This is a genomic window from Hamadaea sp. NPDC050747 (assembly GCF_040654195.1).
Taxonomy (GTDB): domain Bacteria; phylum Actinomycetota; class Actinomycetes; order Mycobacteriales; family Micromonosporaceae; genus Hamadaea.
Genome location: NZ_JBFAHM010000001.1, coordinates 125554 through 141615, shown reverse-complemented (window position 1 = coordinate 141615; position 16062 = coordinate 125554). Strand labels below are relative to the sequence as shown.

At 70.3% G+C, this 16062-nt stretch carries 13 protein-coding genes; 4 read left to right on the top strand and 9 right to left on the bottom strand.

Annotated elements, in window-relative coordinates; genetic code table 11:
• Window positions 1–11: 11 nt before the first annotated feature.
• The 3 genes from AB0H43_RS00715 to pdhA are packed head-to-tail and all read right to left on the bottom strand — an operon-like array spanning window position 12 to window position 3575.
• A complete protein-coding gene (locus AB0H43_RS00715; RefSeq protein ID WP_359994361.1) occupies window positions 12–1433 on the bottom strand; it encodes a dihydrolipoamide acetyltransferase family protein in 1422 nt (473 codons plus the stop codon).
• Window positions 1434–1437: 4 nt separating this feature from the next.
• On the bottom strand, window positions 1438–2427 hold the full coding sequence (locus AB0H43_RS00710; RefSeq protein WP_359994358.1) for an alpha-ketoacid dehydrogenase subunit beta: 990 nt from the start codon (window positions 2425–2427) through the stop codon (window positions 1438–1440).
• Window positions 2427–3575, bottom strand: a complete 1149-nt coding sequence (gene pdhA / locus AB0H43_RS00705; protein ID WP_359994355.1) for a pyruvate dehydrogenase (acetyl-transferring) E1 component subunit alpha — start codon at window positions 3573–3575, stop codon at window positions 2427–2429. Before pdhA ends, AB0H43_RS00710 begins: the two co-directional genes overlap by 1 nt.
• Window positions 3576–3910: 335 nt before the next feature.
• On the opposite strand from pdhA, the gene AB0H43_RS00700 reads away from it, so the two are divergent.
• Complete coding sequence (locus tag AB0H43_RS00700; protein WP_359994352.1) at window positions 3911–4741, top strand: hypothetical protein; 831 nt, start codon at window positions 3911–3913, stop codon at window positions 4739–4741.
• Window positions 4742–4828: 87 nt separating this feature from the next.
• Here AB0H43_RS00700 and AB0H43_RS00695 read toward each other — a convergent pair whose 3' ends face one another.
• Both AB0H43_RS00695 and clpB read right to left on the bottom strand, forming a co-directional pair.
• Window positions 4829–5671 (bottom strand): hypothetical protein, encoded by an 843-nt coding sequence (locus AB0H43_RS00695; protein WP_359994349.1) that lies wholly within the window; start codon window positions 5669–5671, stop codon window positions 4829–4831.
• A gap of 80 nt (window positions 5672–5751) precedes the next feature.
• Window positions 5752–8334 carry an ATP-dependent chaperone ClpB gene (gene clpB / locus AB0H43_RS00690; protein ID WP_359994346.1) on the bottom strand — a complete coding sequence of 861 codons (2583 nt, stop codon included), beginning with the start codon at window positions 8332–8334 and terminating at the stop codon, window positions 5752–5754.
• A gap of 165 nt (window positions 8335–8499) precedes the next feature.
• On the opposite strand from clpB, the gene AB0H43_RS00685 reads away from it, so the two are divergent.
• Entirely contained in the window at window positions 8500–8928 is a 429-nt protein-coding gene (locus AB0H43_RS00685) for a hypothetical protein (protein ID WP_359994343.1), read from the top strand.
• A gap of 163 nt (window positions 8929–9091) precedes the next feature.
• Here AB0H43_RS00685 and AB0H43_RS00680 read toward each other — a convergent pair whose 3' ends face one another.
• From AB0H43_RS00680 to dnaK, 4 genes are all read right to left on the bottom strand, one after another.
• A complete protein-coding gene (locus tag AB0H43_RS00680; RefSeq protein ID WP_359994340.1) occupies window positions 9092–9520 on the bottom strand; it encodes a helix-turn-helix transcriptional regulator in 429 nt (142 codons plus the stop codon).
• Entirely contained in the window at window positions 9513–10694 is a 1182-nt protein-coding gene (gene dnaJ / locus AB0H43_RS00675; protein WP_359994337.1) for a molecular chaperone DnaJ, read from the bottom strand. The genes AB0H43_RS00680 and dnaJ overlap by 8 nt, the downstream gene beginning before the upstream one ends.
• A gap of 91 nt (window positions 10695–10785) precedes the next feature.
• Window positions 10786–11547 (bottom strand): nucleotide exchange factor GrpE, encoded by a 762-nt coding sequence (grpE, locus tag AB0H43_RS00670; RefSeq protein ID WP_359994334.1) that lies wholly within the window; start codon window positions 11545–11547, stop codon window positions 10786–10788.
• A 200-nt stretch (window positions 11548–11747) separates the two neighbouring features.
• On the bottom strand, window positions 11748–13595 hold the full coding sequence (gene dnaK, locus AB0H43_RS00665) for a molecular chaperone DnaK (protein ID WP_359994331.1): 1848 nt from the start codon (window positions 13593–13595) through the stop codon (window positions 11748–11750).
• Window positions 13596–13744: 149 nt separating this feature from the next.
• Between dnaK and AB0H43_RS00660 the strand changes: the two genes are divergently transcribed.
• Both AB0H43_RS00660 and AB0H43_RS00655 read left to right on the top strand, forming a co-directional pair.
• The gene (locus AB0H43_RS00660; RefSeq protein WP_359994328.1) at window positions 13745–14677 is read left to right on the top strand and encodes a GTPase; all 933 of its coding nucleotides are present in this window, start codon (window positions 13745–13747) and stop codon (window positions 14675–14677) included.
• A complete protein-coding gene (locus AB0H43_RS00655; protein WP_359994325.1) occupies window positions 14674–16062 on the top strand; it encodes an ABC transporter in 1389 nt (462 codons plus the stop codon). Before AB0H43_RS00660 ends, AB0H43_RS00655 begins: the two co-directional genes overlap by 4 nt.

Below are 16062 nucleotides of genomic sequence, written 5' to 3'. Positions count from 1 at the left end.
TCAAGCGGGTGTTACGTCCAGGCGAGAAGGGCCGCCTCGGGGTCGGCGAGGAACGCGCCGACGTCGGCAAGGAAGCGGGAACCCAGCTCCCCGTCGATGATGCGGTGGTCGAAGGAGAGACCGAGCGTCGTCACCTGACGCAGCTTGACCTTCCCCTTGTACGCCCACGGCTGCTCGCGTACGGCGCCGAAGGCGAGGATCGCCGCTTCGCCGGGGGGCAGGATGGGCGTACCGGTGTCGACGCCGAAGACGCCGACGTTGGTGATGGTGAAGGTGCCGCCGGTCATCGCGGCCGGCGGCGTCTTGCCCGACTTCGCCACGGTCACCAGGTCGGTCATCGCGTCCGCCAGCTCGCGCAGCGAGAGCGCCTGGGCGTCGGCGATGTTGGGCACGATCAGCCCACGGTCGGTCGCGGCGGCGATGCCGAGGTTCACGTAGTTCTTCACCACGATCTCCTGGGCGGCCCCGTCCCACGCCGAGTTGACCATCGGGTGCCGCTTGATCGCGAGCAGGACCGCCTTGGCCACCATGAGCAGGGGCGAGATGCGTACGTCGCGCCAGTCGCGCTGGGTGCGCAACCGGTCGAGCGCCTTCATCGACCGGGTCACGTCGAGGGTCAGGAACTCCGTGACATGCGGTGCGGTGAAGGCCGACGCCACCATGTTGGCCGCCGTCAGCTTGCGTACGCCCTTGACGGGAATCCGCTGCTCCCGCTCACCGGCGACGACGGCGCGCGCCGGGGCCGAAACCAGAGCCGAGCGCGCGGCCTCGATGTCGGAACGGGTGATGGACCCCTGCGGACCGGTGCCCTCGATCGTCGTCAGGTCGACGCCCAGATCGCGGGCCAGCTTGCGGACCGGCGGCTTGGCCAGCACCGAAGCGCCCCCGTTGACCGGCGCCGGAGCGGCCGGAGCCGGAGCAGCCGGAGCAGCCGGAGCAGCAGGAGCCGCCGGAGCGGCAGCCGCAGCCGGAGCAGCAGCGGGTGCTGCCGGCGAAGTAGAGACCCGGGGACGCCGCTTGGCTTCCGTCGTCCGCGGCCCGTATCCGACCAGCACCGCAGTCCGCCCACCCGGCGCAGGTCCGCCGATGAGCCCGGCACTCGCCTCGGCGGCCTTCTCGGCACCGGCCGCCGCCTGCGACGACATGTCGTCCGCCGGGGCGGAGGACGGGCCGGACGCCGACGAGCCGGACGGGTCGGTGTCGATCGCGATGATCGGCGAACCGACCTCGACGACCGTCCCTTCCGGATGGTGGATCTCGACGACCTTGCCGGCCCACTTCGCGGGGATCTCGACGGCCGCCTTCGCCGTCTCGACCTCCACGATCGGCTGGTTCAGCTCGATCACGTCACCGACGTTGACCAGCCACTTCAGGATCTCGCCCTCGGTCAGACCCTCACCGAGGTCGGGCAGGTTGAACTCCTTGACGCTCATGAGTTCACCACCCGAACGAGCGGTCGACGGCGTCGAGGACGCGATCCAGGTCGGGCAGGTACTCCTCCTCCAGGCGCGAGGCCGGGTAGGGGGTGTTGTAGCCGGCGACCCGCAGGACGGGCGCCTCCAGGGAGTAGAAGCACTCCTCGGTCACCCGGGCGGCGATCTCCGAGCCCATCCCCAGGTTCCCCGGCGCCTCGTGCACGACGACCAGTCGCCCCGTTCGGCGTACCGAGTCGAACACGGGAGCCAGGTCCATCGGCGAGAGCGAGCGGAGGTCGATGACCTCGAGCGACCGGCCGTCCTCCTGAGCCGCGGTGGCCGCGTCGAGCGCGGTCTTGACCATCGGGCCGTACGCGAGGACGGTGGCGTCGGTGCCGGCCCGGACCACGCGGCTGGAGTGCAGCGGAGTGACGGCGTCGAGACCGAGCGCGGTGTCGACGGCGCCCTTCTCCCAGTAGCGGCGCTTGGGCTCCAGGAAGATGACCGGGTCCTCGGACGCGATCGCCTGCTGGATCATGAAGTACGCGTCCTCCGGGTTGGAGCACGCCACGACCTTGAGCCCGGCAGTGTGCGCGAAGTACGCCTCCGGCGACTCGCTGTGGTGCTCGACCGCGCCGATGCCGCCGCCGAACGGGATGCGGATGACCATCGGCAGGTTCACGTGTCCGCGCGAGCGGTAGCGGAACTTCGCCACCTGCGACACGATCTGGTCGTACGCCGGGTAGACGAACCCGTCGAACTGGATCTCGCAGACCGGCCGGTAGCCGCGCAGGGCCAGGCCGATAGCGGTGCCGATGATGCCGGACTCGGCGAGCGGGGTGTCGATGACCCGCTCCTCGCCGAAGTCCTTCTGCAGCCCGTCGGTGATGCGGAAGACGCCGCCGAGCTTGCCGATGTCCTCGCCCATGAGGATGACCTTGTCGTCGCGCTCCATGGCGCGGCGCAGGCCGGTGTTGAGCGCCTTGCCCAGGGTCAAAGTCTCGACCGCCATCAGTGCGCACCCCCCTCGAACGACGCGGCGTACGCCTCGAACTGCTTGCGCTCGGCGTCGACCAGTGGCGAACCTTCGACGTAGACGTTCTCGAAGATCTGGGCCGGGTCGGGATCGGGCATGCTGAGCACCCGTTCCCGCAGCCGGACCGCCTCGGCCTTCGCGTCGGCGTCGACCTGCTCGAAGAACGCCTCGTCGGCGATCTTCTCCTTGGTGAGCAGCGCCCGGACCCGGGCGATCGGGTCCTTCGCCTGCCATGCCTCCACTTCGGAGGAGACGCGGTAGCGAGTGGGGTCGTCGGAGGTCGTGTGCGCGCCCATCCGGTAGGTGTATGCCTCGATCAGCGTCGGGCCCTGGCCCAGCCGGGCGTTGTCCAGCGCCGCGCGCGTGACCGCATAGCAGGCCAGCACGTCGTTGCCGTCGACCCGGACGCCGGGGAAACCGAAGCCGGCCGCCCGCTGGAACAGCGGGATCCGGGTCTGGCGCTCCAGCGGCTCGCTGATCGCGTACTGGTTGTTCTGGCAGAAGAAGACGACCGGGGCGTGGAAGACCGAGGACCAGATGAAGGCCTCGTTGACGTCGCCCTGGCTGGTCGCGCCGTCGCCGAAGTACGCGATGACGGCCTCACCGTCGTCGGTGCCGACCTTGCCGTCCTTCGTGATGCCCATGGCGTAACCGGTCGCGTGCAGCGTCTGCGCGCCGATCACGATCGTGTACAGGTTGAACTTGTTCGCCACCGGGTCCCAGCCGCCCTGGTCCACGCCGCGGAACAGGCTCAGCGGCATGATCGGGTCGATGCCCCGGCAGTAGAGCACGCCGTGTTCGCGATAGGTCGGGAAGGCCATGTCCTGGCTGCGCAGCGCGCGCCCCGAACCGACCTGAGCCGCTTCCTGCCCCAGCAGGCTGGCCCAGATGCCCAGCTCGCCCTGGCGTTGCAGAGCGGTGGCCTCCGCGTCGAGCTTGCGGACGGTGACGAGGTCGCGGTAGAGCCCGCGCAGTTCCTCGTCGGAGAAGTCGACCGAGTAGTCGGGGTGGCTCACCCGCTCGCCATCCGGGGTGAGCAGCTGTACGTAGTCGGGCTCCGGGGGAGTGCCGCCGCGGCCCCGGCTGCCGCCGGAACGGCGCGGGGCGGTTGCGCCCTTGGTCATCCGTATCTCCCTGTTCTGATGTGCTCGGCGGCGGGGTTGGCCTGCCGTCGGAGCGGTCGGCGTCGCGCCTCGCCCAGGTGGGGGCTGTCGCGCGACGGGAGTTCGCCGGCAGGTGCAGTCACGGAAGACCCGCGGCACCGTTGCCGCCTTACCCCCATATCCTGCCGCATCCGTGGCCGCGCTCACAGCGTGGCCGATATCATGCAGCCGCTTTTGCCCCCACTGATACCCAGTGTCGCTTTAGTCCACCCGGCTTCGGCGTGGAATCCGCGGTTTCTTAGGTGGTATGCGGCATTCTGTGGAAATTCCCCGGGATTAGAGGTTTGGAGGCCTTCATGGCACAGGATGCGGAATCGACCTCCGAAGGATTCCTGGATTCCGTCCTGGAGAAGGGTCGCCACAAGCAGCCCCGCAGCGGCGATCGGCGGTGGCCCGCCCCGGCCGCCCCGGCCGACGCCGAAGACGAGGACGGCGAGGAGAACCAGGCGGCGGAGGCGTACCTCCCGACCGTGGTCGGTCAACGCATCCGGGCCGCCCTGCGCGGCGGTCAAGGCCGGTTCGGCCTGCTCGTCGCCACGATGGTCGGGCTGACCTCGCTGCCGACCTTCGTCGTCATGCGTACCGGGCTCGACGATCTCGCGCCGGCCTTCCGTGAACCCGCCGGCGTCCTGCTCTTCGAACCGGCGGCGCCCGCGCCGGTCAAAGTCCGCGCCCACGGCCAAGCCCCGCTGACCCGCGAAGTGGAGCCCGCGCAGGTCAAGGACCGCCCGCAACACAAGACCGCCGTGCTCGCTCAGCCTCAGCGGGTACGCGTACCGGAGCGGACGGTCAACGCCAAGCCACTCCGGCCCGTCGTACGGCCGGTGGTGGCTCGGGTGCGACCGCGGCAGCCGTTCGTCCGTCCGGTGGTGCTGAAGCCGGTGGTGGACCTCCCGGTCGACCTGCCCGTCGTCGTCGGCCTGCCGCCGGTCAAACTTCGGCCGATCGCTCGGCCGATCGTTCGCCGCCCGGTGCTGCGTACCGGCACCCGGCCCGCGCGCGTCGTGCTCGAACGTGCCGCCGTCGAGCGCCCCCAACGCCGCACCGTCGACCGCCCCACCGTCGACCGCCCCACCGTCGACCGCCCCCAACGCCCCACCGTCGACCGCCCCACCCTTTTCCGTTGATCATGAACCTTCGGTCATGATCGACCGGCGTGTCGTGTCCCTGGCTCCCTGATCAACTCCCCGCGGCCATGATCGCCGGACCCGGGATCATGCCGTCGGCGGATCGGCTGGCGGATCGGCTGGCGGATCGGCTGGCGGATCGGCTGGCGGGTCGGCCGGCGGGTCGACCGGCGGTGCCGGGGGAGTCGGCGTACTGGTCTGGGCCGGGTAGGGGTAGTAGACCGGGTAGTAGACCGGCACCGGATAAGGCCGCCCGCGGGGGACCGCCCGAGCCGGGTTGTACCAGCGGTTGGTCGGCGGTAGCACGTACATGATCGCGGTCACCGCCAGCACGCAGACGACGGCGAACAGCGCGAGTGGCATCAGACTGGCGAAGTCGAACGGCGCCGACGACTCCAGGTCCCACATCTTCTCCTGGAACGGCGTACCGCTGAAGTCGTCGCTGAAGTCGTCGCCGTAGTCGTCCGTGGTGATCGGCTCCTCCTCGAACGGCACGCTCGTCAGGAAGAACAGCAGGAACATGCCGCTCACACAGCTGCCGATCACCATCAGCAGGCCCAGGCCGGGGATGGTGAAGGCACCGATGGCGGCCAGGATGCGGGCCACGTTGGCGCCGCGGAAGAGCGGCCACAACGTCGCGCCGAACCACAGCGCGGGCAGGGCGGCCAGGACGCTGACCACGATCGCCATGGTCAGGTTGCTGTCATGCTCGGCTTCGAGTTCGCCTGGCCGGGTCGACACGAGCCGGGCCGCCTCGTCGGCGAATCCGTCGTACTGCGCCCGGGTGAGCCATGCGGCCGCGATCAGCAGCAGGAAAACCACTACGGCCGCCGCTTGGAACGCGGCTCCGATGGTGACGGTGGCCGGTCGCGGGCCACGCTGGGGTCCGGCCGGGACGAAGTCACCCGTGACGACGGTGGGGGCGGTCATGACCGGCGACGCTATCCGATCTCGACCGTCCCCACGTCGGCTGTTTCAGCAGGACAACCCCACTGTTCGAGGGAACTCGGTCACTGTTTGAGGATGAGCCCGTCGTTCTCTCGGTCGACGCGCACGGTGTCGCCGTCGTGGATCTCCCCGCCGAGCAGGGCGCGGGCGAGCTTGTCGCCGATCGCCGTCTGCACCAGCCGCCGCAACGGGCGAGCGCCGTAGACCGGATCGTAGCCGTGCCCGGACAGCCAGCCCAGCGCCTCCGGCGTCACCTCCAGGGTGAGCCGCCGCTCGGCCAGCCGACGGCGTAGCCGGTCGATCTGGATCTCCACGATGGCGGAGAGCTCGTCCTGGCTCAGGGCGTGGAAGACCACGATGTCGTCGAGGCGGTTGAGGAACTCCGGCTTGAAGTGCGCCCGCACCGTCGCCATGACCGAGTCCTGCCGCTGCTGGTCGCTCAGCGTCGGATCGGCGATGGCGTGCGAGCCCAGGTTCGAGGTCAGGATCAGGATGGTGTTGCGGAAGTCGACCGTACGCCCCTGGCCGTCGGTGAGCCGCCCGTCGTCCAGCACCTGCAGCAGGATGTCGAAGACGTCGGGGTGGGCCTTCTCCACCTCGTCGAGAAGCACGACGGAGTACGGACGCCGCCGGACCGCCTCGGTGAGCTGCCCGCCCTCGTCGTACCCGACGTAGCCGGGCGGTGCGCCGACGAGCCGGGCGACCGCGTGACGTTCGGCGTACTCGCTCATGTCGATGCGGACCATCGCGCGCTCGTCGTCGAAGAGGAACTCGGCGAGCGCCTTGGCCAGCTCGGTCTTGCCGACGCCGGTCGGGCCGAGGAACAGGAACGAGCCGGTGGGTCGATCGGGGTCGGCGATGCCGGCCCGAGCGCGGCGTACCGCGTCGCTGACGGCGGCGACCGCCTCGGGCTGCCCGATGACCCGGGAACCGAGCGACTCCTCCATCCGGAGCAGCTTGGCCGTCTCGCCCTCCAGCATCCGCCCGGCCGGAATGCCGGTCCACGACGCCACCACCTCGGCGATGTCGTCCGGGCCGACCTCCTCCTTGAGCATCGCGCCGTGATCCTGCAGCCCGGCCAGCTCACTCTCGGCCTCGGCCAGCTTGCGCTCCAGCTCCGGAATGCGGCCGTAGCGGAGTTCGGAGGCGCGGCCCAGGTCGGCGTCGCGCTCGGCTCGGTCGGCCTCGCCCCGCAGCGTCTCCAGCTCCTCCTTGGCCTGAGAGATCGCCTGGATGTGCGACTTCTCGGTCTGCCACCGCTCACTCAGCGCCGTGAGCTGTTCGCGCTTGTCGGCCAGTTCGGCGCGCAGCCGCTCGAGGCGCTCGGCCGAAGCCGGGTCGCTCTCCTTCGCCAGCGCCATCTCCTCGATCTCCAGCCGGCGTACCGCTCGCTCGATGACGTCGACCTCGACGGGCCGCGAGTCGATTTCCATGCGCAATCGCGACGCGGCCTCGTCTACGAGGTCGATGGCCTTGTCCGGCAGGAAGCGGTCGGCGATGTAGCGGTCGCTGAGCGAGGCCGCAGCGACGAGCGCGGCGTCGGTGATCCGTACGCCGTGGTGGACCTCGTAGCGTTCCTTGAGCCCACGCAGGATGCCGATGGTGTCCTCGATGGACGGCTCGCCGACCAGGACGGGCTGGAAGCGTCGTTCGAGGGCCGGGTCGGCCTCGATGTGCTCGCGGTACTCGTCAAGCGTGGTCGCGCCCACCATCCGCAGTTCGCCGCGCGCGAGCATGGGCTTGAGCATGTTGCCGGCGTCCATCGAGCCTTCGCCCTTGCCCGCGCCGACCACGGTGTGCAGTTCGTCGATGAACGTGATGATCTGCCCGTCGCTGCCGGTGATCTCCTCGAGCACGCTCTTCAGGCGCTCCTCGAACTGACCCCGGTACTGCGCGCCGGCGACCATGGCCCCGAGGTCGAGACTGACCAGTCGCTTGTCGCGCAACGATTCCGGGACGTCACCGGCGACGATGCGCTGGGCGAGGCCCTCGACGATGGCGGTCTTGCCGACCCCGGGCTCGCCGATGAGCACCGGATTGTTCTTGGTACGCCGAGAGAGCACCTGGATGACCCGCCGGATTTCGGCGTCGCGCCCGATGACCGGGTCGACCTTGCCCTCCCGGGCGCGGGCGGTCAGATCCATGCCGTACTTCTCGAGCGCCTGGTACTGCTGCTCGGGGTCCGGACTGGTGACGCGCCGTTCGCCGCCGCGGATCGTCGGGAACGCGGCGACCAGCTGCTGCTCCGTCGCGCCGTGCTGCTTGAGCAGGTCGCCGACGGCCCCGCCGACCTGGGCGAGCCCGGCCAGCAGGTGCTCGGTCGAGACGTATTCGTCGCCGAGGGGCCGAGCGATCTGCTCGGCGGCGTTGAGGGAGTTCAGGAATTCTCGGGACAGCGTCGGCTCGGCGACGCTGGAGCCCCGGGCCGTCGGCATCTGCTCGACCGCGCGGGCGGCGGCTCGGCGTACGTCGGCGGGATTCGCGCCCACCGCGCGCAGGAGCCCCGCGGCGGTCGAGCCGCCGGTGTCGAGCAGAGCGAGCAGCAGGTGCCACGCTTCGACGACGGCGTGGCCGCGCTGTCCGGCGATGGCCACCGCACCAGCGATGACCTCCCGGGATTTGGTGGTGAGGCGTTGAGTGTCCATCGTGGGTTGAGTCTAGTCGACTCAACTTCGGGACGCCAGCGGCCCCGTCGTCGGAATGACATATAACGGCTTGGCATCGGAAATGCCGCGTCATCGAACGAACACGCTACGGTGTCGCCGCAGCATCGCGGCTGAGCCAGGAAGGCCCTTCCTCGGGAGCACATGGTGAGCGTCCAACAGGCGGTGTTCCGCGGTTTCGTGAATCCGGTCGATCCACGCCCGGCGGAGTTGCGCGCCTGGGCGTACTCGCCGGACTCGGTGCCGCTCCAGACGTTGCCCCCCGACTGGGACCTCCTGGTGGCCAACGACCGGCTCATCGAGCCGCTGTTCGACCTCGCCATGGACCCGAGTTGCCCGGCCCGCCGGTTCGCCCTCCACTGCGTCTACATCTATGCCGCCGACGGCATCCGGACGAACTTCCGGGCACACCCGCGCAAGAAGCTGCGCAAGCTCGTGGAGGTCGCCGAGGAAGAAGGCGACGAGCTGATGGTGACCTGGGCGCACAACACGCGGATGCTGATGGCCCGCCAAGAGCTGTTCGAGTACCACGAGTGGTGTGAGGGCGGCTTAGTCCGCTCCGGCCGTAGATTGTGAAGCGCCCGTCATTTGCTCCCTGGCGGCGTTGCTCGCCACCTTCCCGCCCACCCGCCCCTGACGAAGAGGCCCTACGGGCCACTGCGCCGACGCCGACGGCGGTGGCGTGCGCCTTGCCAGGAAACAAATGACGGGTGCCACCGCCGTTAGATCAAAAGAGAGATCAAGAGCGGGGTTTCCACACCACCAAGGCGGTTGTTTGGCGAGGGGAGGGTAGGAGGTCGCGGCGGGGGAACGGCGCCATCGCCTCGAGCTCGGCCACTCGCTGCAGGGCCGCCTGCGCGATCTCTCGCAGTTCGTTGACCTGCTCCTCGAGCTGGGTCACCAGGTTCTCGAGGTCGATGATGCGCTTGATCCCGGCCAGATTGACGCCTTCGTCCTGGCTGAGCCGCTGCACCTCGCGGAGCAGTTGGACATCCCGGAGGCTGTAGCGGCGCCCGCCGCCGGCCGCCCGGCCGGGCTGCACGAGGCCGAGGCGGTCGTACTGCCGCAACGTCTGGGGGTGCATCCCGGCCATCTGCGCCGCCACCGAGATGATGAGGACCTTGGCGTCGATCTGGATCTCGGTCTCCCGCCACCCGGGGTTATCCATAGTGGACCTCTCCCTCGCTCGGCTCCCGCAGGTGCACGTCCAGGTGCTGACGGGATGGACGCGGCGCGAAATGCGCGTAGTTCTCCAAGGCCGCCCGGGCGTCGGCGGTGAGGTCCTTCGGGACCTCGATCTCGACGGTCACCAGCAGGTCGCCGGTCCGGCCGTCCTTGCGGGCCACACCCTTCCCGCGTACGCGCAGCGTGCGGCCGCTCGGCGTACCGGCCGGGACGCGGAGGGTCACCGGGCCGTCGAGGGTCGGCACCCGGAGGTCGACGCCGAACGCCGCTTCCCAGTAGCCGATCGGGACGGTCAGCGTCAGGTCGTCGCCGGAGCGGCCGAAGATCGGATCAGGGCGTACGCGCGCCAACACGTACAGGTCGCCGGCCGATCCGCCGCGTTCGCCGGGTTCGCCGCGTCCGGCCAGCCGGATGCGCTGGCCGTCGGCGACTCCGGCCGGGATGCGGACGTTGAGCGTACGCGTCTTGGTGACTCCGCCGGTGCCGTGGCACTCGGGGCACTTCTCGTCGACGACGGTGCCGACGCCCTGGCATTCCCGGCAGGGCTCGGAGAAGCTGAACGCGCCCTGGGCTCGGGAGACGAAGCCGCTGCCCTGGCAGACCGGGCAGGTGCGGGGGAGTGTCCCGGGGCGGGCGCCGTTGCCGTGGCACACGTCGCACACGCCCGGCGAGCGTACGGTGACGGGCTTGGTCGTGCCCTTGACCGCCTCGCGGAACTCCAGGATCACGTCGGTCTCGACATCCCGGCCGCGGGCCGGCCCTCGACGGGTCGCGCCGGGCGCGTTGCCGCCGGAGAAGATCGTGCTGAACAGGTCGGAGAAGCCCGCGCCGCCGAACCGGGTGTCCCCGCCGAACATGTCCTCGAAGCCACCGGGTGCGGTGTAACCGCCGGTCCGGGCGCCCCGGCGGAACGCGCCCGCCTCGAAGAGCGAGCGCATCTCGTCGTACTCACGCCGCTGCTTGTCGTCCGACAGCACGGCGTACGCCTCGGAGACGCTCTTGAAGCGTTCCTCGGCCTGCGGATTGCCGGGGTTGTGGTCCGGGTGGAGCTCGCGGGCCAGCCTTCGGTACGCACGCTTGATCTCGTCGGCGGTGGCGTTCTTCGCCACCCCGAGCACGGCGTAGAAGTCCTTCTCCAGCCAGTCCTTCGAGGTCACCGGTGCCCGTCCTCCCTTCTCGCCCCGACCTGTGTTCGCGGGTCCCGCCGTTGCCGGCGGGACCCGCGTGATCCCCCGTGTTTCGTAGTTCTTACTCCGGTGCGGCGACGGCGACCATCGCCGGTCGCAGCAACCGGTCGCCCAGCATGTAGCCGCGGCGCAGGACGTCGATGCAGGTCTCCTCGGTGACCTCCGGCGACGGCAGATGCGCGACCGCCTCGTGCAGGTTCGGGTCGAAGGCGTCGCCCTTCGCCCCGAACGCGCTGAGGCCGAACTTGCCCACCACTGTCAGCAGCTGCTCGGCCACGGAGCCGAACGGCCCGGTCAGGTCGCCGTGGTCGCGCGCCCGGTCCAGGTCGTCCAGCACGGGCAGCAGCGCGGACAGCACTCCCGCTACCGCCACCTCGGACGCGGCCGCCTGGTCGCGCTTGACCCGATCGCGGTAGTTCTTGTACTCCGCCGCCACCCGCTTGATGTCGACCTGAGCCTCGTCGAGCTGCTTGCGCAGCATCTCCAGTTCCGCCCCCAGCGGCCCCGAACCGTCCTCCTCCTCGGCGGCCGCCTTCGCCGCCGGCGCCTCCGCGGGCTCGGCCGCCTCGGCCGGCTCGGCTTCGGCCGGAGTCTCCGCCGCCGACGTCTCGGTCACCGCCGAGGCGTCCGCCGGACTCTCCGTGGATTCCGACGAGGTCTCCGAGGCGTCCGCTGAACCGTCTGCGGCCGCCGCAGCGTCCGGCGAGGCGGCGGTAGCCGAATCAGCCGCGTCGGCGGGGGATTCGGCGACGGTCTCGGCGGTCTCGGTCGTGGTCTCCGCCGGCTCGGTGGTCTCGGCCGCCGAGTCTTTTGGCGTAGGCATGGTCGCTCCGTCCTTCTGCGACGCGGGCTTGCCCTTCCCGGCCGCGTCTCCCATCGGAGTGATCTTCCGCTTGTCCCGGATCACGATTCGTTCGGCAACTGGACCATCAGGGTCTCGCCCTCGACCTCCCGGCTCTCGCCGGGCCGAGCGAGGGTCGACCCCGGCGGATTGCTCCGCCGGGGACTTGCCGTCGCGGTCGGTCACTTCTTCCCGTCTTCGTCGATGATCTCGGCGTCGACGACGTCCTCCTGACCGCCGCCGGTCGCGCCCGGGCCACCGGCGGACTCGCCGCCCGCCGCCGCACCCTGAGCGTTCTGTCCGTAGAGCAGCGAACCGGCCTCGGAGGAGACGCGGGCGAGGTTCTCGTGCGCCGTCTTGATCTTCTCCAGATCGGTGCCGCCGAGCGCCGACCGCAGCTCGGTGAGCGCGTCGTTCAGCTTGTCCTTCGCTTCGGCGGGCAGCTTGTCACCGCTCTCGGCGAGGAACTTCTCGGTCTGCCACTGGAGCTGCTCGGCGACGTTGCGGGTCTCCGCCTCGTCCCGGCGACGCTTGTCCTCGTCGGCGTGCTCCTGCGCGTCACGCATCATGCGGTCGATGTCGTCCTTCGGCAGCGCCGAGCCGCCGGTGATCGTCATCGACTGCTCCTTGCCGGTGCCCAGGTCCTTGGCGTTGACGTGGACGATGCCGTTGGCGTCGATGTCGAAGGTGACCTCGATCTGCGGTACGCCCCGCGGCGCCGGCGGAAGGCCGGTCAGCTCGAAGGTGCCGAGCTTCTTGTTGTACGCCGCGATCTCGCGCTCGCCCTGGAAGACCTGGATGAGCACTGAGGGCTGGTTGTCGTCGGCGGTCGTGAAGATCTCCGAACGCTTGGTCGGGATCGTCGTGTTCCGCTCGATGAGCTTGGTGAAGATGCCGCCCTTGGTCTCGATGCCCAGGCTCAGCGGGGTCACGTCGAGGAGCAGGACGTCCTTGACCTCACCCTTCAGCACACCGGCCTGCAGGGCCGCGCCGACCGCGACGACCTCGTCCGGGTTGACGCCCTTGTTCGCCTCGCGGCCGCCGGTCAGCTGCTTGACCAGCTCGGAGACGGCGGGCATCCGGGTCGAACCGCCGACCAGGATCACGTGGTCGATGTCGGCGACCTTGACGCCGCCGTCGCGGATCGCCTGCTCGAACGGGGTCTTGCAGCGGTCCAGGAGGTCCTGGGTGATCCGCTGGAACTCGGCCCGGGTGAGCGAGGTGTCCAGGTGCAGCGGGCCGTCCGGGCCGGCCGTGATGTAGGGCAGGTTGATGCTGGTGGTCTGGGCGGCCGACAGCTCGATCTTGGCCTTCTCCGCCGCCTCCTTGAGGCGCTGCATGGCCATCTTGTCGGCGCTCAGATCGATGCCGTACTGCCCGCGGAAGGTCTTGATCAGGTGGTCGATGACCCGGTCGTCCCAGTCGTCGCCGCCGAGGTGGTTGTCACCGGCGGTCGACTTGACCTCGATGACACCCTCGCCCAGCTCCAGGAGGGAGACGTCGAAGGTACCGCCACCCAGGTCGAAGACCAGAACGGTCTGCTCCTTGGTGCCCTTGTCCAGCCCGTATGCCAGGGCGGCCGCGGTGGGCTCGTTGACGATCCGCAGGACGTTGAAGCCCGCGATCTCGCCGGCCTCCTTGGTGGCGGTCCGCTGGGCGTCGTTGAAGTACGCCGGAACCGTGATCACCGCGTCGGTGATGTTCTCACCCAGGTACGCCTCGGCGTCGCGCTTGAGCTTCATGAGCACCCGCGCGGAGATCTCCTGCGGGGTGTACTTCTTGCCGTCGATGTCGATGGTCCAGTTGGTGCCCATCTCCCGCTTGACCGACCGGATCGTCCGGTCGGGGTTGGTGACGGCCTGGCGCTTGGCCACCTCGCCGACGAGCACCTCGCCGTTCTTGGCGAACGCCACGATCGAGGGGGTCGTGCGGGAGCCCTCGGCGTTCGCGATGACGGTGGGCTCGCCACCCTCCAGGACGCTGACCACCGAGTTGGTCGTCCCCAGGTCGATGCCGACCGCACGTGCCATGTCGTGTTCCTCCAGGTATCCAGCAGGTACTTGAGTCTAAGTTGAGTGAACCGGACTCAATACTGACACACGCACGCCCATCGTCAAGCCGAGGGTTGAGTCTTTCACAGTCAAGTCACATCGGCGTACGGCAGTCTAGTCTGGTCTGCGTGACTTATGGCGCGGCCCAGGCTCCCCTGCTCGCGGTGGTCGGCGGACCCACCGGCGCGGGTAAGTCGACGCTGCTCAACAGCCTGGTCCGGGCGCCCGTCAGTGCAGCCGGGGTGCTCCGCCCGACCACCCGCCAGCCGGTGCTGGTCTGTAATCCCCGCGACTGGGCGACGGTCCGCCGCCACGGCCTGCGTCCCATCTGCGCCCCGGTGATGCCGGAGGGCATCGCGCTCGTGGACGCGCCCGACACCGACTCGGTCGGCGAGGTCGACCGGGCCGCCGCGGATCGGGTGCTCGCCGCGGCCGACCTGTGGCTCTTCGTCACGACCGCGTCCCGCTACGCCGACGCGGCCGCCTGGGCCCGGCTGCGCGCCGCGCGGGAACGACAGGTCGCGCTCGGCATCATCCTCGACCGCGTGCCCGCCGGTTTCGCGTACGACATCGTGGACCACATGCGGGAGTTGCTCGGCCCGCCCGAGCCGCCGTTGTTCCTGATCCCGGAGACCCGCCTCGATCGGCAGGGCATGTTGCCCGACGACCTGGTGGCGCCGTTGCGCGGCTGGCTCGCGGCGGTCGTCGCCGGGCAGCCCGCCCCCGAGAAGACCGATGGGCAGCCCGCCCCAAAGAAGAGCGAGCAGTCCGCCTCCGACATGACCGGGCAGTTCGCCTCCGAGAAGACCGGGCAGACCGCCTCCGCGACGCCGGCCGAGGCGCCGGAGCGGGAGACGATCGCCGTGGCCGGAGAACGGCAACCGGCGGAACCGGAGGCGGAAACCGCCGACGTCACCTCGATCGCGGCCGACCGCGATGCCGAGGGCGCGACGGGTGTGGTCCAATCCTCGACGTCTAACGGTCAGCCGAACGGGCGACCGGAACGGCCCGCGGCTGACATTCCGCAGGGTTCAGACGTCGGGGAGACTGTCACACTATGAGCAGGAAGACCGCCCGGCTGACGCCGGATCGCGCGGGGGGCGCCCAGCGGGCCGACGCAGCACCGACGCCGTCGTCGGTGCACGCCAAGGTCGACACCCTCCGAGCCGTCCTCGACACGGCGGGTCCCTACCTGCCCGCGGATCGGCTGGCGATCGCCCGGGCGGCGGCGGCCCGCGCTTCGGCGCGCCTGGAGCTGTCCCTCTCGCATACGACCGTGGCGCTCGCCGGGACGACGGGCAGCGGCAAGTCCAGCATGTTCAACGCCTTCACCTCGCTGGACCGGTCGCCCGTCGGCGTCCTGCGGCCGACCACGGCCGAGGCGTACGCGTGTGTCTGGGGCGATCGCGACGGTGGCGAGGCGCTGCTCGACTGGCTCGGGGTGCAGCCCCGTCGCCGGTTCACCCGGGAGTCGGCCTTGGACGGCGACGACGAGGTGGGCCTGCGTGGCATGGTCCTGCTCGATCTGCCCGACGTCGACTCCATCCAGCCCGCGCACCGGGCGGAGGTCGACCGTCTGCTCGAACTGGTCGACGTCGTGGTCTGGGTGACCGACCCGCAGAAGTACTCCGATCTGGTCGTCCACGACGGGTATCTGCGGCGGCTGGCGACCAGCCGGGGTGGCTTCATCGTCGCGCTGAACCAGACCGACCGGCTGCTCCCGGCGAACCTGCCGCAGGTGGCGACCGATCTTCGGCGGCTGCTCGACGAGGGCGGCCTGACCGATGTGCCGCTGGTGGCCACGTCGGCGACGGACGAGGTCCCCGGTCCGCCGGCGCGACCGCGGTCGACCTTCCGCAAGCCCGACCCGGCGCGGTCCGGCCCGCTCGCCGCGACCGGCGCGGGGATTCCCGGCTTCGCCGGCATCCGCCAACTCCGCGAGCTGCTCGAACCGTCGGTGGCCGGGCGCCGGGCGGTGCTGGAGCGGCTCGACGCCGACCTCGTCGTCGTCCTGGAAGACCTCGTCGAGCTGTTCGGCGGCCCGGCTCCGGTCGTGAGCCCGTCCGTCCTGGCCGACGGCTTCCACCGGGCGAACGGCTCGAAGGAGCGCCTGATCGAGGCGGCCGAGCAGTACGCGCAGCATGCGGCGTACGGGCTGCCCAAGGTGTGGTTCGAGGCGATCACGGAGGCCGCGACCCTGCGGGCCGCCGAGTTGCCCGCCGCCCTGGAGCGCGCGTCCGAACGGGTCAACGCCTTCGACAAGGGCGGCGGATGGCGCCGGGCGGTCGGCGCGGTGGTGCCCGGACTCGGCCGGAAGGCGCAGGAGGAGAAGGACCGCCGGACGAAGGCCGAGTACGCCCGAGTGGCGGAGTCCTATGTGATCGCTCCGGTGCGGGACGTCGTGACGGCGTACAGCGCCGCCAGGGCCGCTCTGATGGACCTGTGA